The sequence below is a fragment of the Rhodococcus sp. MSC1_016 genome, assembly GCF_023667485.2.
GTDB lineage: Bacteria > Actinomycetota > Actinomycetes > Mycobacteriales > Mycobacteriaceae > Rhodococcus_F > Rhodococcus_F oxybenzonivorans.
The window spans coordinates 4,014,351-4,039,073 of record NZ_JAMOZI020000001.1 but is presented as its reverse complement, the minus strand read 5'-3'; the positions used below and the strand labels follow the sequence as shown (position 1 = coordinate 4,039,073).

28 protein-coding genes, 1 tRNA gene and 1 pseudogene are annotated in these 24,723 nt (G+C 65.8%); 17 read left to right on the top strand and 13 right to left on the bottom strand.

All coding sequences use genetic code 11. The features are described 5' to 3' along the window. Window positions 1-9: 9 nt before the first annotated feature. Window positions 10-594 (bottom strand): hypothetical protein, encoded by a 585-nt coding sequence (locus L1080_RS18670; protein WP_250774888.1) that lies wholly within the window; start codon window positions 592-594, stop codon window positions 10-12. A gap of 180 nt (window positions 595-774) precedes the next feature. Between L1080_RS18670 and L1080_RS18665 the strand changes: the two genes are divergently transcribed. From L1080_RS18665 to L1080_RS18655, 3 genes are all read left to right on the top strand, one after another. Beyond that, complete coding sequence (locus L1080_RS18665) at window positions 775-1,461, top strand: response regulator transcription factor (RefSeq protein ID WP_109327526.1); 687 nt, start codon at window positions 775-777, stop codon at window positions 1,459-1,461. Continuing rightward, the gene (locus tag L1080_RS18660) at window positions 1,458-2,480 is read left to right on the top strand and encodes a HAMP domain-containing sensor histidine kinase (protein ID WP_159919967.1); all 1,023 of its coding nucleotides are present in this window, start codon (window positions 1,458-1,460) and stop codon (window positions 2,478-2,480) included. Before L1080_RS18665 ends, L1080_RS18660 begins: the two co-directional genes overlap by 4 nt. Before the next feature lie 80 nt (window positions 2,481-2,560). Next, window positions 2,561-4,048, top strand: coding sequence for a DUF4153 domain-containing protein (locus tag L1080_RS18655; RefSeq protein WP_250774891.1), 1,488 nt, complete (start codon window positions 2,561-2,563; stop codon window positions 4,046-4,048). 4 nt (window positions 4,049-4,052) lie between these two features. On the opposite strand, the gene L1080_RS18650 is transcribed toward L1080_RS18655, so the two are convergent. The 3 genes and pseudogenes from L1080_RS18650 to L1080_RS18640 form a co-directional block, all read right to left on the bottom strand. Further along, the gene (locus L1080_RS18650) at window positions 4,053-5,555 is read right to left on the bottom strand and encodes an HNH endonuclease signature motif containing protein (protein WP_250774894.1); all 1,503 of its coding nucleotides are present in this window, start codon (window positions 5,553-5,555) and stop codon (window positions 4,053-4,055) included. 3 nt (window positions 5,556-5,558) lie between these two features. Continuing rightward, on the bottom strand, window positions 5,559-5,873 hold the full coding sequence (locus L1080_RS18645) for a hypothetical protein (protein WP_236603394.1): 315 nt from the start codon (window positions 5,871-5,873) through the stop codon (window positions 5,559-5,561). A 138-nt stretch (window positions 5,874-6,011) separates the two neighbouring features. Next, a pseudogene (locus L1080_RS18640) lies at window positions 6,012-6,134 on the bottom strand (TetR/AcrR family transcriptional regulator); the annotation flags it as partial. Between the two features lie 178 nt (window positions 6,135-6,312). Between L1080_RS18640 and L1080_RS18635 the strand changes: the two are divergent. After that, window positions 6,313-6,897: a hypothetical protein gene (locus L1080_RS18635; RefSeq protein WP_250774896.1), complete on the top strand. Its 585-nt coding sequence runs from the start codon at window positions 6,313-6,315 to the stop codon at window positions 6,895-6,897. Between the two features lie 102 nt (window positions 6,898-6,999). After that, on the top strand, window positions 7,000-7,341 hold the full coding sequence (locus tag L1080_RS18630) for a hypothetical protein (RefSeq protein WP_159919975.1): 342 nt from the start codon (window positions 7,000-7,002) through the stop codon (window positions 7,339-7,341). A 3-nt stretch (window positions 7,342-7,344) separates the two neighbouring features. On the opposite strand, the gene L1080_RS18625 is transcribed toward L1080_RS18630, so the two are convergent. Beyond that, a tRNA-Arg gene (locus tag L1080_RS18625) sits at window positions 7,345-7,417 on the bottom strand. A gap of 111 nt (window positions 7,418-7,528) precedes the next feature. Beyond that, a complete protein-coding gene (locus L1080_RS18620; protein ID WP_159919977.1) occupies window positions 7,529-7,786 on the bottom strand; it encodes a hypothetical protein in 258 nt (85 codons plus the stop codon). A 204-nt stretch (window positions 7,787-7,990) separates the two neighbouring features. Here L1080_RS18620 and cycA point away from each other — a divergent pair, with 204 nt between their 5' ends. Continuing rightward, window positions 7,991-9,469 (top strand): D-serine/D-alanine/glycine transporter, encoded by a 1,479-nt coding sequence (cycA, locus tag L1080_RS18615; RefSeq protein WP_250774898.1) that lies wholly within the window; start codon window positions 7,991-7,993, stop codon window positions 9,467-9,469. A 113-nt stretch (window positions 9,470-9,582) separates the two neighbouring features. Beyond that, the gene (locus L1080_RS18610) at window positions 9,583-10,377 is read left to right on the top strand and encodes a M23 family metallopeptidase (RefSeq protein WP_159919979.1); all 795 of its coding nucleotides are present in this window, start codon (window positions 9,583-9,585) and stop codon (window positions 10,375-10,377) included. 3 nt (window positions 10,378-10,380) lie between these two features. Here L1080_RS18610 and L1080_RS18605 read toward each other — a convergent pair whose 3' ends face one another. After that, window positions 10,381-10,641 carry a hypothetical protein gene (locus L1080_RS18605; protein ID WP_159919981.1) on the bottom strand — a complete coding sequence of 87 codons (261 nt, stop codon included), beginning with the start codon at window positions 10,639-10,641 and terminating at the stop codon, window positions 10,381-10,383. 112 nt (window positions 10,642-10,753) lie between these two features. On the opposite strand from L1080_RS18605, the gene L1080_RS18600 reads away from it, so the two are divergent. The 5 genes from L1080_RS18600 to L1080_RS18580 all read left to right on the top strand — a co-directional run bounded on the left by L1080_RS18600 (window position 10,754) and on the right by L1080_RS18580 (window position 15,932). After that, complete coding sequence (locus L1080_RS18600) at window positions 10,754-12,262, top strand: glutamate-cysteine ligase family protein (protein ID WP_250774900.1); 1,509 nt, start codon at window positions 10,754-10,756, stop codon at window positions 12,260-12,262. 102 nt (window positions 12,263-12,364) lie between these two features. Continuing rightward, entirely contained in the window at window positions 12,365-13,249 is an 885-nt protein-coding gene (locus L1080_RS18595; protein WP_250774902.1) for a universal stress protein, read from the top strand. 58 nt (window positions 13,250-13,307) lie between these two features. Then, window positions 13,308-14,348 (top strand): LLM class F420-dependent oxidoreductase, encoded by a 1,041-nt coding sequence (locus tag L1080_RS18590; protein WP_109327549.1) that lies wholly within the window; start codon window positions 13,308-13,310, stop codon window positions 14,346-14,348. 55 nt (window positions 14,349-14,403) lie between these two features. Further along, a complete protein-coding gene (locus L1080_RS18585) occupies window positions 14,404-15,291 on the top strand; it encodes a universal stress protein (RefSeq protein WP_250774904.1) in 888 nt (295 codons plus the stop codon). A 5-nt stretch (window positions 15,292-15,296) separates the two neighbouring features. After that, window positions 15,297-15,932, top strand: coding sequence for a response regulator (locus tag L1080_RS18580; RefSeq protein WP_159919991.1), 636 nt, complete (start codon window positions 15,297-15,299; stop codon window positions 15,930-15,932). On the opposite strand, the gene L1080_RS18575 is transcribed toward L1080_RS18580, so the two are convergent. Then, window positions 15,929-17,569 carry a sensor histidine kinase gene (locus L1080_RS18575; RefSeq protein ID WP_250774906.1) on the bottom strand — a complete coding sequence of 547 codons (1,641 nt, stop codon included), beginning with the start codon at window positions 17,567-17,569 and terminating at the stop codon, window positions 15,929-15,931. The genes L1080_RS18580 and L1080_RS18575 overlap by 4 nt on opposite strands. A 116-nt stretch (window positions 17,570-17,685) precedes the next feature. On the opposite strand from L1080_RS18575, the gene L1080_RS18570 reads away from it, so the two are divergent. Continuing rightward, window positions 17,686-18,309 (top strand): Tat pathway signal protein, encoded by a 624-nt coding sequence (locus L1080_RS18570; RefSeq protein WP_250774907.1) that lies wholly within the window; start codon window positions 17,686-17,688, stop codon window positions 18,307-18,309. An 11-nt stretch (window positions 18,310-18,320) separates the two neighbouring features. Here L1080_RS18570 and L1080_RS18565 read toward each other — a convergent pair whose 3' ends face one another. From L1080_RS18565 to L1080_RS18545, 5 genes are all read right to left on the bottom strand, one after another. Further along, window positions 18,321-19,046 carry an SRPBCC family protein gene (locus L1080_RS18565; protein ID WP_250774909.1) on the bottom strand — a complete coding sequence of 242 codons (726 nt, stop codon included), beginning with the start codon at window positions 19,044-19,046 and terminating at the stop codon, window positions 18,321-18,323. A 1-nt stretch (window position 19,047) separates the two neighbouring features. Then, complete coding sequence (locus L1080_RS18560) at window positions 19,048-19,374, bottom strand: cupin domain-containing protein (RefSeq protein ID WP_159919999.1); 327 nt, start codon at window positions 19,372-19,374, stop codon at window positions 19,048-19,050. Between the two features lie 71 nt (window positions 19,375-19,445). Beyond that, window positions 19,446-19,844 carry a hypothetical protein gene (locus tag L1080_RS18555; RefSeq protein ID WP_250774911.1) on the bottom strand — a complete coding sequence of 133 codons (399 nt, stop codon included), beginning with the start codon at window positions 19,842-19,844 and terminating at the stop codon, window positions 19,446-19,448. Between the two features lie 72 nt (window positions 19,845-19,916). Next, window positions 19,917-20,423: a dihydrofolate reductase gene (locus tag L1080_RS18550; protein ID WP_250774913.1), complete on the bottom strand. Its 507-nt coding sequence runs from the start codon at window positions 20,421-20,423 to the stop codon at window positions 19,917-19,919. Continuing rightward, window positions 20,423-21,223: a thymidylate synthase gene (locus L1080_RS18545; protein ID WP_109327565.1), complete on the bottom strand. Its 801-nt coding sequence runs from the start codon at window positions 21,221-21,223 to the stop codon at window positions 20,423-20,425. The genes L1080_RS18550 and L1080_RS18545 overlap by 1 nt, the downstream gene beginning before the upstream one ends. Window positions 21,224-21,308: 85 nt before the next feature. On the opposite strand from L1080_RS18545, the gene cobF reads away from it, so the two are divergent. From cobF to L1080_RS18525, 4 genes are read left to right on the top strand one after another with little or no spacing between them, the layout of a single operon-like run. Then, window positions 21,309-22,049 (top strand): precorrin-6A synthase (deacetylating), encoded by a 741-nt coding sequence (gene cobF / locus L1080_RS18540; RefSeq protein ID WP_159920007.1) that lies wholly within the window; start codon window positions 21,309-21,311, stop codon window positions 22,047-22,049. Window positions 22,050-22,067: 18 nt separating this feature from the next. Beyond that, a complete protein-coding gene (locus L1080_RS18535; RefSeq protein ID WP_159920009.1) occupies window positions 22,068-22,934 on the top strand; it encodes an Fpg/Nei family DNA glycosylase in 867 nt (288 codons plus the stop codon). Between the two features lie 26 nt (window positions 22,935-22,960). Then, window positions 22,961-24,172, top strand: a complete 1,212-nt coding sequence (gene purT, locus L1080_RS18530) for a formate-dependent phosphoribosylglycinamide formyltransferase (protein WP_250774915.1) — start codon at window positions 22,961-22,963, stop codon at window positions 24,170-24,172. Next, a complete protein-coding gene (locus tag L1080_RS18525; RefSeq protein ID WP_159920013.1) occupies window positions 24,169-24,651 on the top strand; it encodes a DUF456 domain-containing protein in 483 nt (160 codons plus the stop codon). The genes purT and L1080_RS18525 overlap by 4 nt, the downstream gene beginning before the upstream one ends. The last annotated feature ends 72 nt before the right edge of the window (window positions 24,652-24,723 follow it).

Sequence of the window (24,723 nt, the reverse complement as noted above, 5' to 3'; positions counted from 1 at the left end):
CCGATCCACTTACTCGCCGACAGTCGTTCCGCCGACGGACCCGCCCATTCCACCGGGGGCCTGCGGAACGCTCGGCGGCCGGGGCTTCGGTCCGCCACCGGCCGGGAAGGGATCGGTCGCGGGCGAGAGGACTTCGTCGTCGATCTTCCCGGGGAAGGGGAACGGGCGCTTCGGCGGCTTGACCGGATCCACCACGACGGGCGGTTCGACGACGGGCGGTTCGACGACGGGCGGTTTGGCGACGGGCGGCTGTGCGATCGGCGGAATCACGACCGGGGGCGCTGCGACCTGGGGTACCCCGACCGGCGGCGCTGCGACCTGAGGTGCCGGCGCGAAGACGATCGGTGGGACGACCTCCGGTCCGGGCGCCGCGACCTCGATATCGGCCGCCGCAGTACCCGGATCCACCGCGACGGCACCGGGCACAGCAGCGATGCCGGGAAGGACTCGCTGCTGCGAGTTGCTCCTGTCGGACGTCGGTGAGGGTGCGCCGTCGATGTGCCCGCCGGCGAGGAGGACGACTGCCGTCCCCACGAACGAGAAGGCAATGGCGGCGGTGGTGCCGAGTGCGATGCGGGTTGCGGTGGTGGTCACGGTGTAGGTCCTCCGGTGGGTTGGGGGTGTGCCGGGCTGATGACTCAAGCGTGCGCTGAAGACGAACGCTGCGACAGCGACCCCAGGGTGACGATCCACCACCCCGTGCGCGGGCAAACCTGCACAGAATCTTCACAGGCTCTGACGGGGATCCGCACGCGCGGGCAATACAGTCGGGGCATGAGCCAGCGAAGAGTGCTCGTCGTCGACGACGAGGCGACGATCTGCGAGTCGGTAGCCGCCAGGTTGCGTGCCGAGGGCTTCGACGTCGTCACGGCGTCCGACGGTCCGGGTGCCGTGGCGGAATGCGAGGCTTCCGAACCGGACCTGCTCGTCCTGGATGTGATGCTGCCCGGATTCGACGGGCTCGAGGTCTGCAGGAGGGTGCAGGCCGCACGGCCGGTACCGGTGTTGATGCTCACCGCCCGAGCGGACGAAACAGACATGCTCATCGGACTCGGGGTGGGTGCCGACGACTACCTGAGCAAGCCATTCAGCATGCGGGTGCTCGTGGCCAGGGTGCACGCGCTCGTGCGCCGCGCCGAACGGGCCACCGAGGCCGCCTCCAGCGGACAGGCGGGGATGTCGGTGGGTGATCTCGAGGTGGATCTCGTCGAGCGACGGGTCCGGCGCGGTGACGACGAAATACACCTCACGAGGACGGAGTTCGACCTTCTCGCGCATTTCGCCTCTCGCCCACGGGCCGCCATCTCCCGGGAGTCGCTGCTCGCGGAGGTCTGGGGATGGGGTGACGTGGCCGGCAGCAGGACCGTCGACAGCCACGTCAAGGCCCTGCGCCGCAAACTCGGCGGCGACCTCATCCGCACGGTCCATGGTGTCGGTTACGCGCTGGACGTGCAGAAATGAGCGCTGGTGACCGGGTCGGTGGCGGACGGATCGTCGACAGGTTGCCCCGACCGCTCGATCCCTTTCGGTCGTTCAAGGTCAAGACCGGGTTACTCGTGGTCGCGGCACTGTTCCTCGCCTCCCTGATGTTCTGGGTGACGGCGCGCTGGCCCTTCCGATACGCGCTCGCCCTGGCGATGCTGGTGTCGTTAGCAGTGACCCAGATCCTCGCGCACGGGATGACCTCGCCCCTGCGAGAGATGACGGCTGCGGCCCGCGCGATGGCGACGGGCGACTACTCCCGCCGGGTCCGGTCGACGTCGAGAGACGAAATCGGTGAACTAGCCCGCGCATTCAACTCCATGGCCGAGGATCTCGAGGCAGCCGACCGCTATCGCCGTGAATTGATCGGCAACGTCTCGCACGAGCTGCGCACACCGATTTCCGCACTGTCGGCACTGCTCGAGAACGTGGTCGACGGTGTAGAAGAACCCGATCCGGCTCGGATGCAGGTGGCACTCGATCAGACCGAGCGGCTTGGCCGGTTGGTCGCCGAACTTCTCGACCTGTCGCGCCTGGAAGAGGGTGCGGTGCAACTCGACCGCGAGCGATTCCCGGTCCGGGACTTCCTCGAGGATGTGGTTCGTCAGGCGGTGGGACCGGCAGGACCACGGCGGGTGCAAGTGGACGTGCAGCCGTCCGGCCTCTGCGTCGATGCCGATGTCGCGCGACTCCACCAGGCGGTGACGAACCTCGTCGACAACGCTCTTCGGCACGGCTCCGCCCACACCCAGGTCGTAGTGCGCGGCCGCCCCGCTCCGGGTGGCGTGATGATCGAGGTGGAGGACGACGGCCCCGGGATCAGCCCCGGTGAGCGCTCCCGGGTATTCGAGCGTTTCACACGCGGGGGTTCGACGGATGGCGGGACCGGGCTCGGACTCGCGATCGCGCGCTGGGCGGTCGAATTGCACGACGGCCGCATCGAGGTCGTCGACACGGTGCGCGGCTGCTGCATCCGGGTGACCCTGCCCGCCGGTTGACACGAACACACCAGATACGGGACCCGCCGGTCCCGCGATGACGCCTGCCCGAATCCGGGTGATGCAACCAGGGAGGACACATGACAATCGCACCTGCCCAACCAGTTCGGCCACGGCGGACACGATCGTGGCCGGGGGGAGTGTGGCGACGCGACCGCACGTCGATCGCTCCCCGCGCGATCGTCCTCGCCGCCGTCGGAGCCGGCGTGGTCGCTGCTCTCACGCTCCACATCACGGTGGTCGGTCTGGGTTACCTGCTGACCGGTACCGCGATCGCACTGGCGGTCTTCGCGACGCGCAGGGTGAGACCCACAGCTGCGCAGGCAGTTGCAGTAGTCACTGCACTCGCCCTGCTCGCTGTGCTCAGTGTTCGTGGCGCCGGCTGGCTCGCCGCCGTGTGTGTAGCCCTCAGCTGGGTGGTCGGGTCCTTCGCCGTGGTCGGAGGCAGAACCTGGACGGGTCTGGCCGCCGGTTCGTTCGCGCTGTGGTTCACCCCGCTGCGGGTGATTCGCTGGACACGACGCGGAGCCTCCCGCTGGAGTTCCGCCGAAAGAGTCTCGCTGCTTCGTGTTTTCGGCGTGGCGGCCGTCAGCGCGGTCCTCCTGCTGGTGTTCGGATCGCTGTTCGCCAGCGCTGATGCGAAGTTCGCCGAACTCCTCGAACAGGCGACACCCTCAGTGGAGGTGTCCAATCCGGTCGGCAGGCTCGTGCTCGGCACGCTCGTGTGCGGTGGGACGCTGGGTGCTGCCTATCTGCTGAGACGCACCCCACGGGTGGACGCACTCGCACCCGGTCCTGGTCGACCCGTTGCCCGCTGGGAGTGGGCTTTTCCACTCGCGCTGCTGAACTTGCTGTTCCTCGGTTTCGTCGCCGTGCAGTTGAGAGTGCTGTTCGGTGGGGACCGGCACGTGTTGACGACGGACGATCTCACGTACGCCGAGTACGCCCGGCAGGGCTTCTGGCAGTTGCTGGCCGTGACGGGGCTGACGCTGCTGGTGATCGCTGTTGCTCTCCGCAAGGCGGCGTGGAGGGAGGCGATCGACCGCACGCTGGTGCGAGTGCTGCTCGGCCTGCTCTGTGTTCTGACGCTCGTCATCGTCGCATCGGCGGTCGCCCGGATGTCGCTGTACGAGAGCCACTACGGGTACACGCAGCTGCGCCTGCTCGTTCTGGTGACCGAACTGTGGCTGGGATTGGTGTTCGTACTGTTGATCGTTGCCGGGCTGCGGTTGTCGGGGCGGTGGTTGCCGTGTGCGGTTCTGAGTTCGGCAGTGTGCGGGGTGCTCCTCCTCGCTGTGGTCGATCCGGACGCCTATATCGCGCAGAAGAACGTGGAACGCTTCGAGGAGACCGGACGCATCGATGTGAGCTACCTGAGGTCGTTGTCGGTCGATGCGGTTCCCGCTCTGGATCGACTGCCGGAGCCGGAACGCTCGTGTGCCCTGTATCGGCTCCAACACGAGGTCGATGAAGGAGCCGAGTGGTACGAGTACAACGCAGCGCGGAACAGGGCCCGCGATCTGTTGGCCGCTCACCCTGTCGGGCGCTGTGATCGGGTCGCGTCGTAGATCGCTAGAACGGCGGATCGTCGCGTGCCGGACCTGACACGGGAATATGGGTGAGGTCGGGGACGGCTGGTGCGGATCGTCGTGTTCGGTGAAGTTCTATGAGGTAGTCGAGGTCATGCTCGGCGTGGGAGCGTCGGGTCATCAACGCCAGCGTCCGGTCGTGCCGCGATGTGCGAGCGGTACGGACGAGATGGACTGCGGCACCTTCGGGTTCGGTGTACATGGTTTCACCGTGTGGGGTGGTCCATTCGAGATGTCCGGCGCCGCTCTGTTTCACGGTCCACAGTCCTCGGGTTTTGAGGCGGTGGTGTCGTCGGCAGAGGCAGGCGAGATTCGAGTCGACGGTGAGACCACCATTCTTGGGATCCTTGTGGTCGAACGGAGTCGTATGGTCGAGGTCGCAGTGTCGGGCGGGCACCTGGCAGTTCGGGAAGCGGCACTGTCCGTCGCGGGTACGGATGCGGCGGGACTGCCCGGTGCCGGGTGTGTAGGTGGTGGCGCAGGTGTCGTTACGGATCAGGTCCTTCGGTACGCCCGGGTGTTTCACGATGGCACTGATGCCGAGGATGTGGCTGCCGTCGCCGGGTACGTCGTTTTCGGTGAGGGTGTGGACGCGTTGGAAGACCCCGTCTGCGGCGAGAAGGCGGGCGGTGTCGGCGTCGATGGGCCCGTACCCGTCGAGGTGGGCAGGGGTTTCGTCCAACCCGAGCAGTGTTTCGGCGTTGATTACCACCTGGATCAGTGGTGCCCGACGGGTAGGAGAGGGCCTGGTTCGGGTGTGGCAGCCGACGTCCAGGCAGCGGCAGAGGAGTCTGCCGCTGCCGTCTGCGAGTGCGGTCAGGGCGTCGGCACGGCGTTGGGCGAGGGTTCGGGGGTCGCCGGTGCAGACGTCGTGAATGGCCATCTCACGTAGCCGCATCCCAATGGTGTGGGCGTCGGCCGCGGGGAGATGTCCGTCGACGAAGGACATGCCGTTCTCGGCGGGCCGCACCCGGACATCGCGGTCGACGGCGGCAAGCTTCGTCCGGCGACGGAGACTGCCGGGATCGTGCTTGGCGATCAGCCGGCGGCAGCGGACTCGGAGCGTGGTGGGTGGCACGTTACGGCCCTCCAGCACTGCGGATTCGAGGATGTCGAGGGCGCTGTCGTTCACTCCGGTCAGCATGGCGGAGATGACGCGGGCCTGGGCGAGGTCGATCCGGCCGGTCGCGAACGCCTCGCGCGTCCGGTGGAGACGGTGTCGTAATTCCAGTCCCAACTCGATCGACGCGGTGACCGTACCTTCATTCATGCCCAGTGCAGCGGACAGTTCGACTGCGGCGTGCATGCCGGAATGCGCGGGATTGATCCCACGTCGCTCGTCTTCGTTCGAGCACAGGTAGTAGTAGTCGGTGATGGCGTGGACCTGTGTGTACTGCGCCTGCGCGAGTTCGGCCTTCTGCTCTCGTAAGGCGTCGAGCGCCACGATGCCTGGTGGCGTCGCATCTAACTCGTTCTGTACCAACATCACTCACCCCCCGGTTGAATGTTCGTCGATACTACCTCCACCCTCCGACAAGTCCTGTAAGCCCGGGGCGAAGGACGCCAGCACTGTTTTGGTGATGTAGGACGCGGCGTCGCCCGGATCGACCCGTCCGGCACCGACTTCGGTTGCGGCGCAGTGCACGACACTGTGGAGAACGGCGGCCAACCACGACGTGGGCAGGTCGGTGCGGAACACGCCTTCGCTCCGACCGCGCTCGAGGAGCTCCCCGACGGGAACCAGCATCCCGTCGTGGGCGGCACGTATCTGTGCGGCGGGCAGGCTGCGTTCGGCGGCGGCCACCAGTGCACCGGCATCGGCAGTGAGTGACCAGGAACCGGCGACGAGCCGGTGTATGGCCTCCCGTGGATCACCGGTGAGGTCGATGACAGCAAGGGCGTGTTCGGCGGCGGTGAGTGCGCGCGTGACGACTGCGTCGACGAGGTCGGCGCGAGTCGGGAAGTGTCCGTAGAGCGTGACCCGCCCGACGCCGGCGGCTTTCGCGATGTCGCCGATGCTGGCGTCCGGGTCGGAGCTCAGACATGCGTGAGCTGCGTCGAGGATCGCTTCGATGTTGCGTTCCGCGTCCGCGCGGCGTCGGCCGGACTTCCTGGGTACCTCGCTGGTGCTCGTGGCTTCTCTTCCTCTTGTCGAACAGTTGTGTACAGGTTACGCTTCAAATAAGTTGAACATGCATGTTCAACTTGAGGACTTGATCGCTGACACGCGAGGGGAAGTCGATATGAGCACCACAGTCACACGGCACGCTCACCACCCGGACCGTTCCGTCCTGCAACGCTGGCCGACCCTGGCTGCCGTCGTATTCGCGATGTTCGTCATGTTCGATGGCAGCACCGATCTCGCGCCGGTCCTCGCCGCCGCCGCTCTCGTCTATCTAGGTGCCGCACTGCTGGGGCGCAGAAGCTCCGCGTGGCCGCTGTTCTTCGGGACGGTCGTAGTGATCACCGCGGGAAAACTGGCGGAGCGTGCCACGGACGTCGGCGTCGACGTCACGTGGGTGCTGTTGGGGTTCGGCGTCATCGGAATCGGCTACGCCGTGGGCCGAGCGGTCGTGGGGCACACGTTCCGGGTGCAGCCTGCGGTCCTGGCGATGGCCGCCTACGGTGCAGTGGCGGCCACGGCCGTCGTTGTCGCGCCCACGGTGGGGGCCTTCCTCGTCGGCTCCGGTCTGCTCGCTCATGCGGCGTGGGACCTTTACCACTACCGAGCGAATACGGTGGTCGACCGGTCCCTCGCGGAGTTCTGCGGTGTCCTCGACGCACTGCTCGGGCTGGCGGTCATCGGCATCGCATGCGCGGCACTCTGAGATGTGAGTAACTGTGCATCACAACTAGTTTCACTCACCGCTCGTTGGGGTCAAATTTCGCGCTCCGGTCCCCGGTGACCGCCGTCGCACTACACTCAGCGGATGAGAAATGCGATCGACGTTGCCCACGACTTGTCGCAGATCGCCGAGCCCTTCCTCGACGCCGGTGCCCGAAATCGGGTCGATGATTTCCTGGACATGGGTGAAGGACGCATCGCTGTCGAGACCATCCTGCGTGCTGCAGTTGCCGGCATGTTCACCATTCCGCGCCCGCTGCTGCACGAAGTGACGTCCTGCTTTCTGGTCGGCACCAGCTCCGAGCAGGGCGGGGAGGATCTTCGCTCGCTGGTCGACGCCGCACTGCGACACAACCGAGGAGTCGCAACAGATCGAATCGCAACCGAGGCGTCATCGCGCGTCCATTGCAAGCTGAGGCTGGGCTGACAGTGCCCTCGGCAGGATTCGAACCTGCGACCTACCCTTTAGGAGAGGGTTGCTCTATCCCCTGAGCTACGAGGGCGCGTGTACACCCGTGGCGTACGCCGTGGTGAGTGTAGCGGGAATTGTGGTGAGCTCGCGATCCGGAGTGCAGAGTCGGCAACAGATGTCCTGATGGAGCTATGCCCGGCAGTCAGGAGACGGCGTGCCGAGCGCGGGAGGTGGCGTTCCGGTAGTCGAGGCCGCAGACCTGCATGACCTGACCGAGCGTGAGGTACCCGTCCATGGTCGTGGCCTTCGCGAACTTGCCGTCGGCGCGCACGGCGACGGTCACGGTGGAGCGGTCGCAGTCGATGCGGGCGAGTTCGTACTCGTCCACACCGTTGCTCGCACGGGCGGCGGTCCGCACGGCGCCCTGTGCGTACGCGATCTCGATGAGGTCGTCGATCATGAACTCAGCTCCTGCCTCGGGAAGTTCTAGGAAGGTTAGCCTTAGCTGGGTGTGGCCTGTCAACCCCTGCGTCCGAAGACACTGCCCTCGAACGCTGGCCTCGAGGAAATCGCGCGTAACGTGACCCACGCTTTTGTGGGGTGCGTTTCTCGGGCGCCAGACTCCGAGGGCGCGGCACGTACGACGAAAGGGTTGCGGGTTTCCATGGCTGACCGAACTTCCTCGGCGGGCGCGATCGGATCGGAATCGGGCGAAACTCCGTCCACCGGATCAGCGGAAGCACCGCATCTGTCGCGGCAGCTGGCAAACCGTCACATCCAGCTGATTGCGATCGGTGGAGCCATCGGCACGGGCCTCTTCATGGGCTCCGGCAAGACGATCTCGCTGGCAGGGCCGTCGGTGATCTTCGTATACATGATCATCGGGTTCATGCTGTTCTTCGTCATGCGGGCGATGGGTGAACTTCTGCTCTCGAATCTGCAGTACAAGTCCTTCTCCGACTTCGCGGCAGACCTTCTCGGCCCGTGGGCCGGATTCTTCACCGGCTGGACGTACTGGTTCTGCTGGATCGTCACCGGAATCGCCGACATCATCGCCATCTCGGGCTACGTGCAGTACTGGTGGCCAGACCTGCAATTGTGGATTCCAGCGGTCGTTGCCATTGCAGCGTTGCTTCTGCTCAACCTCCCCACGGTGCGGGCGTTCGGCGAGACCGAGTTCTGGTTCGCTCTGATCAAGATCATCGCGATCGTCAGTCTCATCGTGGTGGGTCTCGTCATGGTGTTCGCCCACTTCACGGCTCCGAACGGTGCTCAGGCCGGCTTCGACAATCTGTGGAACGACGGTGGCATGTTCCCCACTGGCGCAATGGGTTTCGTCGCCGGATTCCAGATCGCGGTGTTCGCGTTCGTGGGCATAGAACTGGTCGGCACCACCGCGGCCGAAGCGAAAGATCCGGAGAAGAACCTTCCGAAGGCGATCAACTCCATCCCCATCCGCATTCTGTTGTTCTACGTGGTGTCGCTGATAGTGATCATCTCGGTCACGCCGTGGCGTGAGGTGGTTCCCGGTGAGAGTCCCTTCACGGCGATGTTCTCGCTCGCCGGTCTCGCGATCGCGGCGGGAGTGATCCAGTTCGTGGTGTTGACCTCGGCCGCGTCGTCGGCCAATTCGGGTATCTACTCGACGTCACGGATGGTTTACGGTCTCGCCCGCGAGGGTGACGCACCTGCCCGATTGGGCACGCTCAGCTCGCGCCGCGTGCCGGCCAACGCCTTGATGTTCTCGTGCACGTTCCTGCTGTCGGCCATCGCGCTTCTCTTCTCCGGCGATTCCGTGATCGAAGCCTTCACGACGGTGACGACCATCTCGTCCGTGCTCTTCATGTTCGTGTGGACAATGATTCTGGCTAGTTATCTGGTCTACCGGAAACGTCGGCCGGAACTGCACGAGGCGTCGGCGTTCAAGATGCCCGGCGGTGTGGTGATGTGCTGGGTGGTGCTGGGCTTCTTCGTGTTCCTGCTCTGGGCTCTGACGCAGGAAGAGGACACGCTCGAGGCCCTGCTCGTCACGCCCATCTGGTTCGTCGTGCTGGGTATCGCCTGGGCGGTAGTGCGGACGCGCGCCCCGCACAAGGCCCGCTATGCCGAATTCCGCGCCGAACTCGAACGGCGCAAAGCATAAAGATTCGGTCACGGTGGCGCTGACCTATATCGTTTTGTTACATTCGTCGCCAGACAGAGGAGCCCACCCCACACGGGGCGTGCTGCAATCCGACGACTGACGAGGTATCAACTGTGGGTTCCCACCACCGCTCGAACGGCAATTCGCTCCGATTCGAGATCGATCCGGACGCGGCGCGCGGGCGCCATCGCACTGCGCAGACCGGAGCGGGAGTGGGCGTGAAGGCAGCCACGGTTGCGGCGGCCACCGGCGCCCTCGTCGTCGGCGCAGCCCAGCTCGGAGCGGGCAGCGCGGCCGCTGCCCCGGCCGACTCGCACGCTGTCGAGCCGGCAGCCCCGCACACCGCTCCCGGCCTGCCCTTCGAGATTCCGGCGGGCGTCCTCCCTGCCGGCTTCGAATTGCCCACAGATTTGGGGGCCGCCGTCCAGAACTTCGGCGGACCCGACCTGGGGGCCCAGGCGCAGCAGTGGTTGAGCTCGGTCAACCCCGTCAAGCCGCACGCGGTGCAGCCGGTCTCGGGCACGCTGACCTCCAACTTCGGCTCGCGCTGGGGGGCGCACCACGGCGGCATCGACATCGCCGCTCCCATCGGTACACCCGTCCTTGCGGCCGCCGACGGTCAGGTCATCGACGCCGGCGCTGCGTCCGGTTTCGGCCTGTGGGTGCGGTTGCTTCATGACGACGGCACCGTGACGGTGTACGGGCACGTCAACGACTACACCGTCGCCGTCGGGCAGCGTGTCTCCGCCGGACAGCAGATCGCTCACGTGGGCAACCGCGGTCAGTCCACCGGCCCGCACCTGCATTTCGAGGTCCATGACGCCGCCGGCAACAAGGTCGATCCCGCCCACTGGTTGAAGGAAAACGGCGTGGCTGTCACGTGGGGCGACGCCGGCGCCAACGCCTGAGTCTCATTCCGGCTCGAGATCCGGGTCGTTACGGAAGACGAGGGGCCCACCGTCGAGGGCTATCGCCCATCGGCGCGACACGGCCCAGTTGCGGCCGTAGGACTCGTCGGTGATGTCCTGGACGCCGCCGAACTCGTCGACGATGACGCCCGTCTCGAGTGGCCACTCCTTCTCGGGTAGCTCGGGATCGACCGAATGGCGGGTCTTCACCCGCGTTCCCACGCTGAACTCTGGTTTCTTCCTCGAGTCGGTGTGAGGTGTCATCTCGGATCCTTCCGCTCACCAGCGTCTGGTTCGAGGTTATCCCGCCACCCCGGTCTCGTGCCGACCGAACGGATATGCTCGCGGAACCGAAGTCGCAGAGCAGAGGAGTGGCATGGGCCGCGAGGTCACCTCTCGGACATTCAGCCGAGCAGATCGACGTTTGTTCCGCCAGAAGGTACTGATGTGCGCCGACGCGCTCGAACGCATGCTGAAGGAAGGCGCTTTCCGGGACGACATCGATCCACCACGACCGATGCTGGGCATGGAGATCGAGTTCAATCTCGTGCACGCAGACATGACGCCGGCGATGTCCAACAATGCCGTGCTCGAGTCGATCGGCGACGACGCGGTGTTCCAGACCGAGCTGGGTCAGTTCAACGTGGAGATGAACGTCAAACCGGGGCCGCTTGTCGGTGACGGGACGTTCGAACTCGAGCGCACGCTGCGGGCATCGCTGTCCGTCGTCGATGCCCGGATCCACCGCCACGACGCACAACTGGTCATGATCGGGATGCTGCCGACCCTCGAGCTCGAGCACCTGGATCGCGAGTGGATCTCGGCCAACCCTCGCTACGAACTGCTCAACGAGCAGATCTTCGCGGCACGTGGGGAGGACATCGAACTCGACCTCGAGGGTGTCGCTCTCGAAGGCCGTCCGCAGGAGCAACTACGTGCCGACAGCAATTCTGTGGTCCCCGAGGCAGCGTGCACGTCACTGCAACTGCATCTGCGAGTGGCACCCGAAGAGTTCGCTGCACACTGGAATGCTGCGCAGTGCCTCGCAGGTGCACAGGTCGCGCTGGCAGCCAACTCGCCGTTTCTCGCGGGGAAAGCGCTGTGGCACGAATCGCGCATACCGATCTTCGAGCAGGCCACCGATACCCGACCCCTCGAGCTCAAGAATCAGGGCGTCCGGCCGCGGGTGTGGTTCGGGGAACGGTGGATCTCGTCGGTCTTCGACCTGTTCGAGGAGAACTCCCGGTACTTTCCGGCGCTTCTTCCGGAGGTGACGGATGTCGACCCCGCGGCCGAACTGGACGCCGGCCGCATTCCCGACCTGAGTGAACTGCAAATGCACAACGGCACCATCTATCGCTGGAATCGTCCCGTCTACGACTGTGCCGACGGCAAACCGCACCTGCGGATCGAGAACCGGGTGTTGCCTGCCGGCCCCACCGTGCTCGACATCATGGCCAACGCGGCCTTCTACTACGGCGCATTGCGAGGATTGGTCGAAGCCGATCAGCCCGTATGGACGCGGATGTCGTTCAACGCGGCGGAGGAAAACCTACGCGCCGGTGCCCAGCACGGCATGGATGCCCAGATGTACTGGCCGGGTGTCGGCACGCTGGGAGCGGACGAGTTGGTACTGCGGAGGCTGCTGCCGATCGCCGACCAGGGACTGGCGGCCTTCGGCCTGTCACAGAAAGCGCGGGACCGCTACCTCAGCGTCATCGAGGGCCGATGCCTCACCCGGCAGACAGGGGCGGCGTGGCAGCGCGCGCAGGTAGTTCGTCACGAGGACGCCGGGATGAACCGGCGGGACGCCCTCGCCGCCATGATGCGTCAGTACGTCGAGAACATGCGTGACGGGAGCCCGGTCCACACGTGGCGGGTGTGAATGCGAGGCGAAATGCGTTCGCGGGCAACATCTTGGACGCCGATCACATCGAAAGATGAAGGGCGGCAGACCCGAATTGGCGACCGGGGATAGTGTGGAGGCATGAGCGCACGGGACCGCAACAGCGTCGTCGTCGGGGTCGACGGGTCGGACAGCTCCAAGGCTGCGGTGCGAATGGCGGCTGAACTGGCCACCGAACGCGGACTGAATCTGAAGATCATCCACGCGCTCGATTTCGCCCCGTACGGTTTCGGTGGGCCCTACATGGACTCGGGGGGCGTGTACGAGTGGGTCGAGGCGAGCGGGAAAACGATCCTCGCCGAAGCGCAGGAACAGGCGTACGTGGTCAACCCCATCATCGACGTCTGCACCGAGCTGTCCATCGGCAGCAGCGCGCAGTGGCTCGTCGACCTATCCGAGACCGCGCGGATGGTGGTGGTCGGCGCGTCGGGGTCGGGGGCTGCGGCCACGGCCCTGCTCGGCAATACCGCGATCAACGTCACCAGTCACGCCCATTGCCCGGTCGTGGTGGTACGCGGTGACGCGCACTCCGGCGGCCCGGTCGTGGTGGGGGTCGACGGGAGTCGCACCAGTGAACGCGCCATCGCCGTGGGCTTTCACGAGGCCTCGTTGCGGAACGCGGCGCTGGTGGCCGTCCACGTCTGGAGCGACCTCGGCCCGATGACCTTCGACGACCCCCGCAACGCCGCGCTGGTACCCGTGGGCCTCGAGGAGGACGAGCGGGCAGTGCTCGCCGAGCGACTCGCCGGCTGGCAGGAAAAGTACCCTGACGTGCAGGTTTCCCGGAAGGTTTACGTCGACAACCCGCGAGCCCGGCTGCTCGGATGGTCGAAGAAGGCGCAGCTCGTGGTGGTCGGCAGCCGCGGCCGGGGCGGGTTCACCGGGATGCTGCTCGGCTCCACCAGTAACAGCCTGGTGTGCGGCGCCCATTGTCCGGTCGTCGTCGTGAGGCCTGAACGCCCCTGACGCCATCGGCGGCAGTAGTGTGCTGAGTTAGAGAAGAACGCCAGGATTGGGGAGCGACGTGCGCATCGGTATGGGCTTGAACTACAGCGGCGGATTCGCCGAAACGGTCGAAGAGGTCGCAGACCTGGAGAGGGCGGGCCTCGACATCGCGTTCGTGCCCGAGGCCTACTCGTTCGACGCGGTGAGCCAGCTCGGCTACCTGGCCGCCAAGACGTCCACGCTCGAACTGGCCTCGGGGATCTTCCAGATCTACACCCGTACGCCGAGCCTGACCGCCATGACGGCCGCCGGTCTCGACTTTGTATCCAACGGACGCTTCGTGATGGGTCTGGGCGCGTCGGGCCCACAGGTGATCGAGGGTTTCCACGGCGTCAAGTACGACGCACCGCTCGGCCGCACTCGTGAGGTCGTCGAAATCTGTCGTCAGGTGTGGCGTCGTGAGAAGGTTCAGTTCCAGGGCAAGTACTACCAGGTGCCGCTTCCTGCGGATAAGGGCACAGGCCTCGGCAAGCCGCTCAAGATCATCAATCATCCTGTGCGTGAGCGCATTCCGATCATCATCGCCTCGCTCGGCCCCAAGAACGTCGAGCTGACGGCCGAGATCGCGGAGGGCTGGGAGCCGATCTTCTACTACCCGGAGAAGGCGGCGAGTGTATGGGGCGAGCCACTGGCCAAGGGTAAGGCGAAGCGCGACCCCAGCCTGGGTGAACTGCAGGTTTATGCGTCGCCGGCGCTCGCTATCGGTGAAGACGTGGAGCACATGCTCGACTGGGTTCGCCCGAGTCTCGCGCTGTACATCGGCGGCATGGGTGCCAAGGGCAAGAACTTCTACAACGACCTCGCGGTCCGGTACGGCTACGAGAAAGAAGCCGAGACGATCCAGGATCTCTATCTTGCAGGCAAGAAGGACGAGGCCACCGCGGCGGTGCCCGACGAACTCGTCCGGGCCGTCTCGCTGATCGGACCGGAGAGTTACGTGGCGGAGCGCGTCGCGGCGTTCGCCGAGTCCGGCGTCACCACCCTCACCGTGTCGCCGCTGGCCGCCGACCGAGCCGGCCGCGTCGAGTTGGTCGAGAAGCTGCGCAAGATCTGCGGGTAACCGAACCACCGAATTGCCGTGCCTGGTAGCAGGTGTGAAGGAGGGGAAGGCAATCATGACCGGACATAAGCCGATCATCGTGGGTGTCGACGGATCCGAGTCGGCGTCCGCTGCCGTCGTGTGGGCGGCCAGGACTGCAGCTGCGCTGTCCCTGCCACTGCACATCGTGACGGTGGTGCATATCCCCGCCTTCTACTACACCGAGCCCTATCTGGCCGAGAGCTTCAAGGAAGAGCTGGCCGACACTGCCAAGGCCCGCCTCGGCAGTGCCCGCGTGCTGGCCAAGCAGACCGTGGACGGCACCCTCGACATCACCACCGAGCAGCACGAGGGCAAGGTGAGTCAGACGCTGATCGCCCTGTCTGCCGACGCGCACATGGTGGTGCTCGGCTCGCGCGGGCACGGTGAGTTCACCGGGTTGCTGGTCGGTTCCACCACATCCTCGGTGGCGGCCCACGCGCAGTGCCCGCTGGTGGTGGTGCGTGGCCGCACACTCGACGGGCGGCCGCCCACCGAAGGTCCGATCGTTGTCGGCGTCGACGGTTCGGAAAGCAGCAAGGCGGCAGTGGACGTCGCCTTCGCGCAGGCGTCGGCGATGTCGTCGACGTTGGTCGCGGTCAACGTGTGGAGTGACGTCAGCGTTCAGCCTTCGCTCGGTGCAAGCCCGGACGACCCTTTGTGGGGGGGTATTCAAACCGGGGAAGAGGTAGTACTTTCCGAGCGGCTCGCCGGCTTCCAGGAGCGGTATCCCGACGTCACGGTCGAACGCGTCGTCGCGCGGGATCGTCCAGTGCGTGTCCTCAGCGAATTCGCCGAGAAGGCGCAGCTCGTCGTGGTCGGCAGCCGTGGGCGCGGCGGCTTCACGGGTATGCTGCTCGGTTCCACCAGCAATGCCCTGATGCATACCGCCGACTGTCCGGTGATGATCGTGCGGGAACAGTAGCAAGCATGACCACGCGAGTGTTTCTCGTCGACGACCACGAGATCGTTCGCCGGGGCCTTCTCGACCTATTCGGCAGCGTGCCGGATCTGGAAGTGGTCGGGGAGGCGGGTTCGGTAGCGGAGGCTTTGTCCCGGTTGCCCACCAGCGGTGCGGATGTCGCCGTCCTGGACGTCCGGCTGCCGGACGGCAATGGTGTGGAGCTGTGCCGGGACCTTCGAGCCGCCCTGCCTGCGCTCCGCTGCCTCATGCTCACGTCGTACTCGGACGACGAGGCGCTATTCGACGCGATCATGGCGGGTGCGTCCGGTTTCGTCCTGAAGCAGATTCTCGGCACAGACCTGGTCTCCGCGGTCCGGACGGTGGGACAGGGGGGTTCGCTACTCGACAGCCGTGCCACGTCGGCGCTGATGCAGCGCATTCGTTCCGAGCGGAGAGAGGATCCGCTCGCGCAACTGTCGGAACAGGAACGGGCGGTATTCGAGCTGATCGGGGAGGGTCTCACCAACCGGGAGATCGCCGAGCGGCTGTTCCTCGCCGAGAAGACGATCAAGAACTACGTCTCGCGGCTGTTGGCCAAGCTTGGAATGCAAAGGCGAACTCAGGCAGCGGTATTGGCGACCGAGCTGCGGCGCCGGACCTAGGAGATGGGTACTCGCCATGTGACGAGTGTCCCCGAGGGGCCCGTCTCGACGGTGCAGGTGCCGCCGCACAACTCGGCCCGGTGATCGAGATTGGCCAGGCCGCTACGGTCTCCTGGCGTGATGCCGATCCCGTCGTCCTCCACGGTGATGCTGAGTTCGTCTTCGGCCGCGATGCAGATGTCGATCGTGGTCGCGCGAGCATGCCGCAGCGCATTACTCAGGGCTTCACGCAGGACTGCCTCGGCGTGCTGGTGGATCCGGTTCGGTACGAGTGTGTCAATGGCGCCGGCGAATTGAACGTTGGGAGCGATCGGTGACTGCGCCGTGAGATCACTGACAACGTCGAGGAGACGTCTGCGCAGGCTCGTCGCGGACGCGGCATCGGTGGCCTGAAGATCGAAGATCGTGGTACGGATTTCGCGCACCGTCCGATCGAGTTGCTCGACTGCGGTGGCCACGATGGAACGCACCGCCTCCGGCACATCCCCGTCGGCGTCGGTGCTCTGCAGGCTCATACCCGTGGCGAAGAGACGCTGAATCACGTTGTCGTGCAAGTCCCGGGCTATCCGGTCGCGATCGGCGAGTACCGACAACAGTCGCTGTTTGCGTTGCTGGTCCGCGAACTCGACGGCCACAGCGGCGAGGTCGGCCACCGACTCGAGCCGAGCAACCTCGTCGGGGTCCCACGGCACGTTCCCGCGGGCGGTGACCACCAGGACGCCGCCGACCCCAGATGCCGTCGACAACGGAAGAACGGCGGCGCGACCGGCATCCGGCGAGAACGGTGCCATACCGGCCAATCCCGTCAGCAGAGCGGGAGTCCGGGAATGCTGGACCTCGGCCAGCGGCTCGGCTTGCGCAGCGATCCGATAGGCGTCGGGGAGGGGACGTGCGGCGGTATCCGCTCCCACCACGGCGCCGTCGCCCTGCGTGACGACGATGAACACCTCGTCGCCGCTCGACAATTCGCGTACCTGCCCGGCGAGGGTGCGTAGGGTCTCGTCGAGTGAGCCACCGACCATCAAGCGCGACGTGATGGAGGCGACCGCCGTCAGCCACCGCTCGCGCGTCCGCGACTTCTCGAACAACCGGGCGTTGTCCACAGCTACCCCGGCCGACGTGGCGAGAGCGAGCAGGATCACCTCGTCCTCTTCCGTGAACTCGGGACCGCTGCGTTTCTCGGTGAGGTAAATGCTGCCGAACACGGTCCCGCGCATCATGATGGGCGCGCCGAGGAAGCTGCTCATCGGTGGGTGGCCGGGCGGAAGGCCGACAGCTTCGGGATGGCGGGAGAGGTTCGGCAGACGGACCGGGCGCGGGTCGTTGATCAGTAGGCCGAGCAGCCCGCGACCTTCCGGGAAATGGCCCATCCCGGCGCGCTCGTCCGGGGTGATGCCCTGAAACACGAACTCGGCCAGACCGCCGTCGGGGGCACGCACACCCAATGCGCCGTAGCGGGCGTCGAGCAGCGAGGTGGCCGAATCGACGATGCGCTGCAGGGTGGAATCGAGTTCGAGACCCGACCCCACCACCAGGACCGCCTCGAACAGACGCTGCAGACTCTGACGGGTGGGTACGACCTCGCTGAGGCCTCCGCGAGGCAGTCTGATCCTCATCCCGTGCTGGTCCCGTCCCATGTCAGCAGCATAGGTGTGAGAGGGGGGTAACGCCGGGAACTGGGGTATCGATAGAGGCGCGAGAGTGTTTACTCATTCGAAGTAACGCTTATCCATGAAGGACGAGGAGAAGAAGAATGAATCGACGGCACTTCGGACGACGGATCGCGGCAGGCCTGACCGCTGCAGTGGCAGCGACGATGATGTTTACCGGGGCGGCTTCGGCGCAGCCCACAGATTCAGTTCCGGCTGTCGACCCCACCACGGCGATCGCCAAGCTGCGGACCGCTGCAGCGGGTAATCCGGGCGCCGAGGCCGCCATCGAACGGCTGGCACTCTCACCGACCGATGCGGCCGCGATGGACATCGCCCTGCCGGGCCAGATCTTCCAGGTTCCCGCGTACTCCGACACCGGTCAGGGCGGACCCGTCCTCGGCCAGCTGTACGGCGCCGGAGTGGCAACCAACATGAGCAATCAGTTCCGCTTCGGGTTCTTCGGGGGACCGGGAACCATCGCTGCCGACCAGGCGGGTGCCCAGCTCGAGGTCGTGTATTACAGCTTCGCCACCGGTGCCAGTGGCGTCGTCAAGCTGGACCAGAACAACGTGGCGGTTCCCACCGTCATCTCCACCCCGCCGGTCGCGGGTCTCGGTGGTGGCCTGGTCGTGGCGGCCGTGTACGGGTCGCTGAATCATCAGGTCGGTCCGAACATCGTCAAGAGCACGATCTGGTGGCCCAGTCTGGGTACCGTGCTCGCCTGACAGTCGAGCCACTAGGTGGCGGGTCCGGCCGGCGGCCGGGCCTGCCACCACTCCGTCCAGCGCTCCTCCAGCTCGCGGAGCTCTTCCTCGTCCAGGCCGTACACGGCCAGCAGTATCTGAGCACCACCGTGCGGGCGCGCAGAGTTGACCGGCTGCTCGCCGAACTGCAGCAGTCCAGGGCCGAGATCGTCGACACTGACCGCGGTCTGATGCTCGCCGACGAAGCACACCACGCCGGACAGCAGGTCGCCCGCCGCAGAGACGGCGCTGAAGTGATCGCCCGGCCTCGAGCCGGTGATCTTGTCGAGGCCCAGCAGATGCTGCGCCGAATCTCCGTGCGCGACCGGGCCTTCGAGGAACAGCGTGCGCCGCTCCGCCAATCCGTGCCGCTCGATGCCGAATTTCAGGAACTGCAGAAACGTGGTCCAGCCCTCGGTGACGTCGTCATACCAGTCGGCCGCGTCCGGGCTGCTGTCGCGGGGCGGCCGGGTGATCCGCACGAGGGTAGTGCCCTCGTGTTCGTGGAGCGTGAAGCGGTCACCCCCGGCCAAGGCCAAGCTGTACGTGGCAGGATCCTCGATCACGTCGCGGAAATAGATTTCCTGGATCTCGGCGTCGAGGCCGTCATAATCCCATCCATGCCAGCGCCGGATCAGCTCCGGATCCCGCAGCGCGGGCCACACCACGGACGGCGCCGCAGCCACGGACACCTCGATCACCGGTTGCGTGTAGGTCATGTCACATGGCGACGGTGAGCAGGAAAGCCACGTCCTCCAGCGCTTCGACGCTGTGCCGATCACTCGGGAGAACCAGGAAATCGCCCGAGGAGCCTTTCCACGAATCCTCGCCCGACACCAGGGTCAGCTTGCCGCTGAGAATGAACAGAGTGCCTTCGCCCGGGCTCTCGTGCTCCGCCATCTTCTGACCTGCGGTGAGCGCGACAACGGTCTGACGGAGACTGCGCCGGTGGCCGCCGTACACGGTCTGCGAACTGCGACCGCTGGACGTCCCGCCTGCCAACTTCAGTTGCTGACGGGCAAGGGCGGTCAGTGACTTCTTGTCCATGAGTCGAGTATGACCCAACGCGCGCACCGTCACCCGGTGAATGGGGTAACGGTGCGGTCGTGGTGCTGTGGTCAGCGACGGGCGAGTGTCCACCCCTGCAGCGCCGCGAAGGCCCCGACCACAGCGGCCTGCAGTACAGCCCAGGCAGCTCCGGCAGTGGTGAGATGCTGCCATCCCGCGAGTACGAGTGCCAGGCTGGCGACCACCCACGCGGCATTGGCGACGATGACGGCCTCGACGGTCGCGGTTCGCGGGCGGTCGGGCGCACTCACCGACCACACGCCCACGGCGAAGGCGAGGAGGAACACCCCGATGACCCGCAGAAAACCAGTCGTCGGACCGAGAAGGCCGTCGAGTAGGCCGGCGGCAACGAGATAGGCAAGCCCGTTGACGCCCGTGACGACGGCGTCGAGGCGCAATACGAGGCGCAGCGGGGAGAGGGCGGTTCGGGCTTCGAGTGCGGCGATCATGTCGGCGATCCTCACGTGAGACGAGTGAACGGGTATGTCACTCAGACTCGCGCCGAAACCTAATGCTCTCAATTACCTCGCAGGTAATGCCCGGGTGTAGGTAATCCACCGGTACCGGGTGCCGTTCTTCGCCGACGTGAGCCACTCACCGGTGTCCTCGGCGTACCAGGAGTCGTCGATCGGCGGCGCCCAGGCATCGCCGTCGACCGTGACGTCGACTTCGGTGACGAACAACTGTGTGGCGAAAGGCATTGCCGCATTGTATATTTCGCCGCCGCCGATGATGCAGACGTCCTCGCTCGTCAGTGCCAGGGCCGATGCGAGCCCGGACGCGGTCTCCGCGCCCTCCGCCATCCAGTCCGGCTGCCTGGTGACCACGATGTTGCGCCGCCCCGGTAGTGGCCGGAATTTTGCCGGCAACGAGTCCCAGGTCTTACGGCCCATCACCACGGGGTGTCCCTGCGTGACCTTCTTGAAGTACGCCATGTCCTCGGGCACGTGCCACGGAATGGTGTTGTCGCGGCCGATGACGCCACCGTTCGCCTGCGCCCAGACCAGGCTGACCTGCCGTACGCCCACTAGACGGCCACCGGGGCCTTGATGGCCGGGTGATGCCGGTAGTCGACGATCTCCACGTCCTCGAAGGTGTAGTCGAAGATCGAATCCCGCTTGTTCAGCTTCAACGTCGGATACGGGAACGCTTCCCGGCTCAGCTGCTCCGTGACCTGGTCAACGTGATTGTCGTAGATGTGGCAGTCGCCGCCCGTCCAGATGAAGTCACCCGGTTGGAGTCCGGCCTGCTGCGCCACCATATGGGTGAGCAGCGCGTAGCTGGCGATGTTGAACGGAACACCCAGGAACATGTCCGCGCTGCGCTGATACAGCTGGCACGACAACCGGCCGTCCGCCACGTAGAACTGGAAGAACGCATGGCACGGCGCCAACGCCATCTGCGGGATGTCGCCCACGTTCCACGCCGACACGATGATGCGCCGGGAATCCGGATTGGACTTCAGCGTCTCGATGGTCTGGGTGATCTGATCGATGTTCTCACCCGAGGGGGTGGGCCAGCTGCGCCACTGCACGCCGTAGACCGGGCCGAGTTCACCGTCCGCGTCGGCCCACTCGTCCCAGATGGTCACGCCGTTGTCCTGAAGCCATTTCACGTTCGAGTCGCCGCGCAGGAACCACAGCAGCTCGTAGACGATCGACTTGAGGTGCACCTTCTTGGTCGTGACCAGCGGAAACCCGTCCGCCAGATTCCACCGCATCTGATGACCGAAGACACTCCTCGTGCCGGTTCCGGTGCGGTCGGCCTTCGGTGTGCCGGTGTCCAGCACGAGTCGGAGGAGGTCTTCGTACGGGGTCGGCACAGTCACGGCGTTCAGTTTAGGCGCTCCGCGCCCGTGCGCCTTTCTGGTGGCTGGAGCAACCAGAAAGGCGCACGGGCGATAGCCTTCGCCCATGCGTGAACTTCTCGTGATCGGCATCGGCGCCGGCGACCCCGATCAGGTGACCGTCCAGGCGATCAAGGCGATGAACAAGGCTGATGTGTTCTTCGTCATCGGCAAGGGCGACGAGAAGCAGGACCTCGTCGATCTCCGCACCACCATTCTCGAGGAACACGTCACCGGTCCGTATCGGGTGGTCGACATCGTCGACCCACCGCGGAACCGCACGCCCGACGACTACGAGGGCGTGGTGGACGACTGGCACGAGCGCCGGGCGGCACTGTTCGAGGAGAAGTTTGCGGCCGAACCGGGAGTCGGGGCGATCCTCGTGTGGGGTGACCCGTCGCTCTACGACAGCACGTTGCGGATCGTCGAGCGAGTACTCGCCCGCGGGAATGTGTCGTTCGACTACTCGGTGATCCCCGGTGTGACCAGTGTGCAGTCACTGGCGGCGGGACACCGGATGGTGCTCAACCGCATCGGTGAACCCATTCACATCACCACCGGTCGCCGGCTTGCCGAGGGACTCCCCGAGGGCGTCGACAACGCGGTGGTGATGCTCGACGCGAACACGACGTTCACCCATGTACCCGGCGAGGACGTACAGATCTGGTGGGGCGCCTACCTGGGCACCCCCGACGAGGTCCTCATCTCCGGTCGCCTCCGCGACGTCGAAAGCGAGATCCAGCGGGTGCGGGCCGAACTTCGCGAGCGCAAGGGCTGGATCATGGACACGTACCTGCTGCGGCGGTAGGTCGGTTAGCCTGGTGCTATGCCCGAGCTGCCGGAGGTGGAGGCGTTAGCCGAGTTCCTGCGGAAACACGCCGTGGGGGCGGTGGTCGGACGGGTGGACGTGGCCGCGCTGAGTGTCCTGAAGACGTTCGACCCACCGATCACGGCGTTGCAGGGCCGGGATGTGACGGGTGCTGCGCGTTTCGGTAAGCACCTGGCCCTCGACTGCGACGGGGTGTGGTTGGTCACGCATCTTTCCCGCGGAGGATGGTTGCGCTGGACCGACAACCCGTCGGCCGCCCCGCCGAAGCCGGGGAAGGGTCCGCTCGCGTTGCGGCTCCACTTCTTCACTCCGGAGGGGGCGACACCGGCGTTCGACCTCACCGAGGCGGGAACGAAGAAGCGGCTCGCGGTGTGGGTGGTGCACGACCCGCAGGAAGTGGAGGGGATCGCGCGTCTCGGCCCCGACGCCTTGGAGGTCACCGAACCGGAGTTCGCCGCGTTGCTCGAGACCTCCTCGGCGCGGATCAAGAACGCCCTGGTCGATCAGTCTCTGCTGGCCGGCGTGGGCAATGCGTACTCGGACGAAATACTGCACACGGCGAAGATTTCACCGTTCGCGACGGCGAAGACACTGCCGGAGGATTCCGTCCACATTCTGTACGACGCGATGCGCACGGTGCTGATCGATGCTGTCGAACGGTCGCTCGGCCAGGATGCCGCGCGGCTCAAGGGGGAGAAGAGATCCGGTATGCGGGTGCACGCGCGCACAGGTCTACCCTGCCCGGTGTGCGGCGACACGGTGCGGGAAGTATCGTTCGCGGAGAAGTCTTTTCAGTACTGTGCCACCTGTCAGACCGGCGGCAAGGTGCTCGCGGATCGGCGGATGTCCAGGCTGCTGAAGTAGCTCTACGCACGCATATAGTTGTCGCCATGCGGAAACAGGCACCCGAGCGGTTCGGTACACCTCTGACGGCGGGCGCGATACGCGTGATGCTGCTCGGGTCGGGTGAGCTCGGCAAAGAAGTCATCATCGCCCTGCAGAGACTCGGCGTCGAGGTGATCGCGGTCGACCGGTACGACAATGCGCCCGGGCATCAGGTGGCGCATCGCGCGCACACCGTCGACATGAGCGACCCGGATGCGCTGTTGCGGCTCATCGACGCCGAGAAGCCGCACTTCGTTGTTCCCGAGATCGAGGCCATTGCCACCGACGCGCTGGCCACCGTAGAGGAGTCCGGTGCCGCCGTGGTGATCCCGACGGCGCGCGCGACCGCGCTCACCATGAATCGGGAGGGGATACGCCGTCTCGCGGCAGAGGAACTGGGACTCCCGACGTCGCCGTACGAATTCGCCGACTCGCTGGACGCAGTGCGTTCCGCTGTCGAACGCGTCGGTGTGCCGTGTGTGATCAAGCCGGTGATGTCCTCGTCAGGGAAGGGGCAGTCGACCGTCCGCGATCTCGAGGACGTTGACAAGGCCTGGGAATACGCACTTTCCGGGGGCCGGATCAATCACGGACGCGTCATCGTCGAGGGGTTCGTCGACTTCGACTACGAGATCACGCAACTCACCGTCCGGGCCGTCGGAATGGACGGTGAAGTGCACACCGCCTACTGCGAGCCCATCGGTCACCTGCAGGACGCCGGTGACTACGTGGAGTCGTGGCAGCCGCAGGCGATGAGCCCGGTAGCGCTCGCCCGTGCGCGGGAGATAGCGGGGACGGTGACCGCGGCGCTGGGCGGCAGGGGAGTGTTCGGTGTCGAGCTGTTCGTCAAGGGTGACGACGTCTATTTCTCGGAGGTGAGTCCCCGTCCACACGACACCGGCTTGGTAACTCTACGCACTCAACGCTTCTCGGAGTTCGAGCTCCACGCGCGCGCCGTACTCGGGCTTCCCGTCGACACCACGCTCACCGCGCCCGGCGCGTCCGCGGTGATCTACGGCGGCAGGGACGCAGTCGGCATCGGTTTCGAGGGCGTTGCCGAAGCGATGGCCGTACCGGAAACCGACCTACGGCTGTTCGGGAAACCCGAAAGTTACGTCCGACGGCGCATGGGAGTGGCCGTGTCCACGGGACCCGACGTCGAGACGGCGCGCAGCAGGGCGCGCGAGGCCGCGTCCCGCGTTCGTCCGGTCGCATGAGCACGGGAGCAGAGGCGCTCGTCGGCCTCGTTATCGTGATCGGGTTGATCGGTGTGGTCATTCCGGTACTACCCGGAACGATACTGATCTTCGCCGCAATTCTGGTGTGGGCCATCATGTCCGGCACCGCTACCGCGTGGGCCGTGTTCGCCGCTGCCACGCTGTTTCTCGTGGTGAGTGGCGTCGTGAAATACACTTGGCCAGGTAAGCGGATGCGCAGTGCCGGCGTGCCCAACATGTCACTGGTCGCCGGTGGACTGACGGGGATCGTCGGATTCTTCGTCATCCCGGTAGTGGGTTTGTTTCTCGGCTTCATCGCGGGAACGTATGTGGCCGAGCTCTACCGGCTGCGGGCGCACAACCGTGCGTGGGCGTCGACGTGGCACGCGTGCAAGGCGGTCGGGCTGTCGATGCTGATCGAACTGCTCGGCGCCCTGATCGCCTCCGGTGTCTGGCTGGCCGCCGTGGTCGCGACTTAGGGGTATCCAGACGCCGTCGACACCTGCAAGTATGGAATGCGGAACGAGATCTCCCACCTAGCGGAGGAACGC

Bases quoted from the DNA above. Each gene is read 5' to 3' on its own strand.
- L1080_RS18665 (WP_109327526.1), top strand. From the start codon at position 775: ATGAGCCAGCGAAGAGTGCTCGTCGTCGACGACGAGGCGACGATCTGC.
- L1080_RS18660 (WP_159919967.1), top strand. From the start codon at position 1,458: ATGAGCGCTGGTGACCGGGTCGGTGGCGGACGGATCGTCGACAGGTTG.
- L1080_RS18655 (WP_250774891.1), top strand. From the start codon at position 2,561: ATGACAATCGCACCTGCCCAACCAGTTCGGCCACGGCGGACACGATCG.
- L1080_RS18650 (WP_250774894.1), bottom strand. From the start codon at position 5,555: ATGTTGGTACAGAACGAGTTAGATGCGACGCCACCAGGCATCGTGGCG.
- L1080_RS18635 (WP_250774896.1), top strand. From the start codon at position 6,313: ATGAGCACCACAGTCACACGGCACGCTCACCACCCGGACCGTTCCGTC.
- L1080_RS18630 (WP_159919975.1), top strand. From the start codon at position 7,000: ATGAGAAATGCGATCGACGTTGCCCACGACTTGTCGCAGATCGCCGAG.
- L1080_RS18620 (WP_159919977.1), bottom strand. From the start codon at position 7,786: ATGATCGACGACCTCATCGAGATCGCGTACGCACAGGGCGCCGTGCGG.
- cycA (WP_250774898.1), top strand. From the start codon at position 7,991: ATGGCTGACCGAACTTCCTCGGCGGGCGCGATCGGATCGGAATCGGGC.
- L1080_RS18605 (WP_159919981.1), bottom strand. From the start codon at position 10,641: ATGACACCTCACACCGACTCGAGGAAGAAACCAGAGTTCAGCGTGGGA.
- L1080_RS18600 (WP_250774900.1), top strand. From the start codon at position 10,754: ATGGGCCGCGAGGTCACCTCTCGGACATTCAGCCGAGCAGATCGACGT.
- L1080_RS18595 (WP_250774902.1), top strand. From the start codon at position 12,365: ATGAGCGCACGGGACCGCAACAGCGTCGTCGTCGGGGTCGACGGGTCG.
- L1080_RS18585 (WP_250774904.1), top strand. From the start codon at position 14,404: ATGACCGGACATAAGCCGATCATCGTGGGTGTCGACGGATCCGAGTCG.
- L1080_RS18580 (WP_159919991.1), top strand. From the start codon at position 15,297: ATGACCACGCGAGTGTTTCTCGTCGACGACCACGAGATCGTTCGCCGG.
- L1080_RS18575 (WP_250774906.1), bottom strand. From the start codon at position 17,569: ATGGGACGGGACCAGCACGGGATGAGGATCAGACTGCCTCGCGGAGGC.
- L1080_RS18570 (WP_250774907.1), top strand. From the start codon at position 17,686: ATGAATCGACGGCACTTCGGACGACGGATCGCGGCAGGCCTGACCGCT.
- L1080_RS18565 (WP_250774909.1), bottom strand. From the start codon at position 19,046: ATGACCTACACGCAACCGGTGATCGAGGTGTCCGTGGCTGCGGCGCCG.
- L1080_RS18560 (WP_159919999.1), bottom strand. From the start codon at position 19,374: ATGGACAAGAAGTCACTGACCGCCCTTGCCCGTCAGCAACTGAAGTTG.
- L1080_RS18555 (WP_250774911.1), bottom strand. From the start codon at position 19,844: ATGATCGCCGCACTCGAAGCCCGAACCGCCCTCTCCCCGCTGCGCCTC.
- cobF (WP_159920007.1), top strand. From the start codon at position 21,309: ATGCGTGAACTTCTCGTGATCGGCATCGGCGCCGGCGACCCCGATCAG.
- L1080_RS18535 (WP_159920009.1), top strand. From the start codon at position 22,068: ATGCCCGAGCTGCCGGAGGTGGAGGCGTTAGCCGAGTTCCTGCGGAAA.
- purT (WP_250774915.1), top strand. From the start codon at position 22,961: ATGCGGAAACAGGCACCCGAGCGGTTCGGTACACCTCTGACGGCGGGC.
- L1080_RS18525 (WP_159920013.1), top strand. From the start codon at position 24,169: ATGAGCACGGGAGCAGAGGCGCTCGTCGGCCTCGTTATCGTGATCGGG.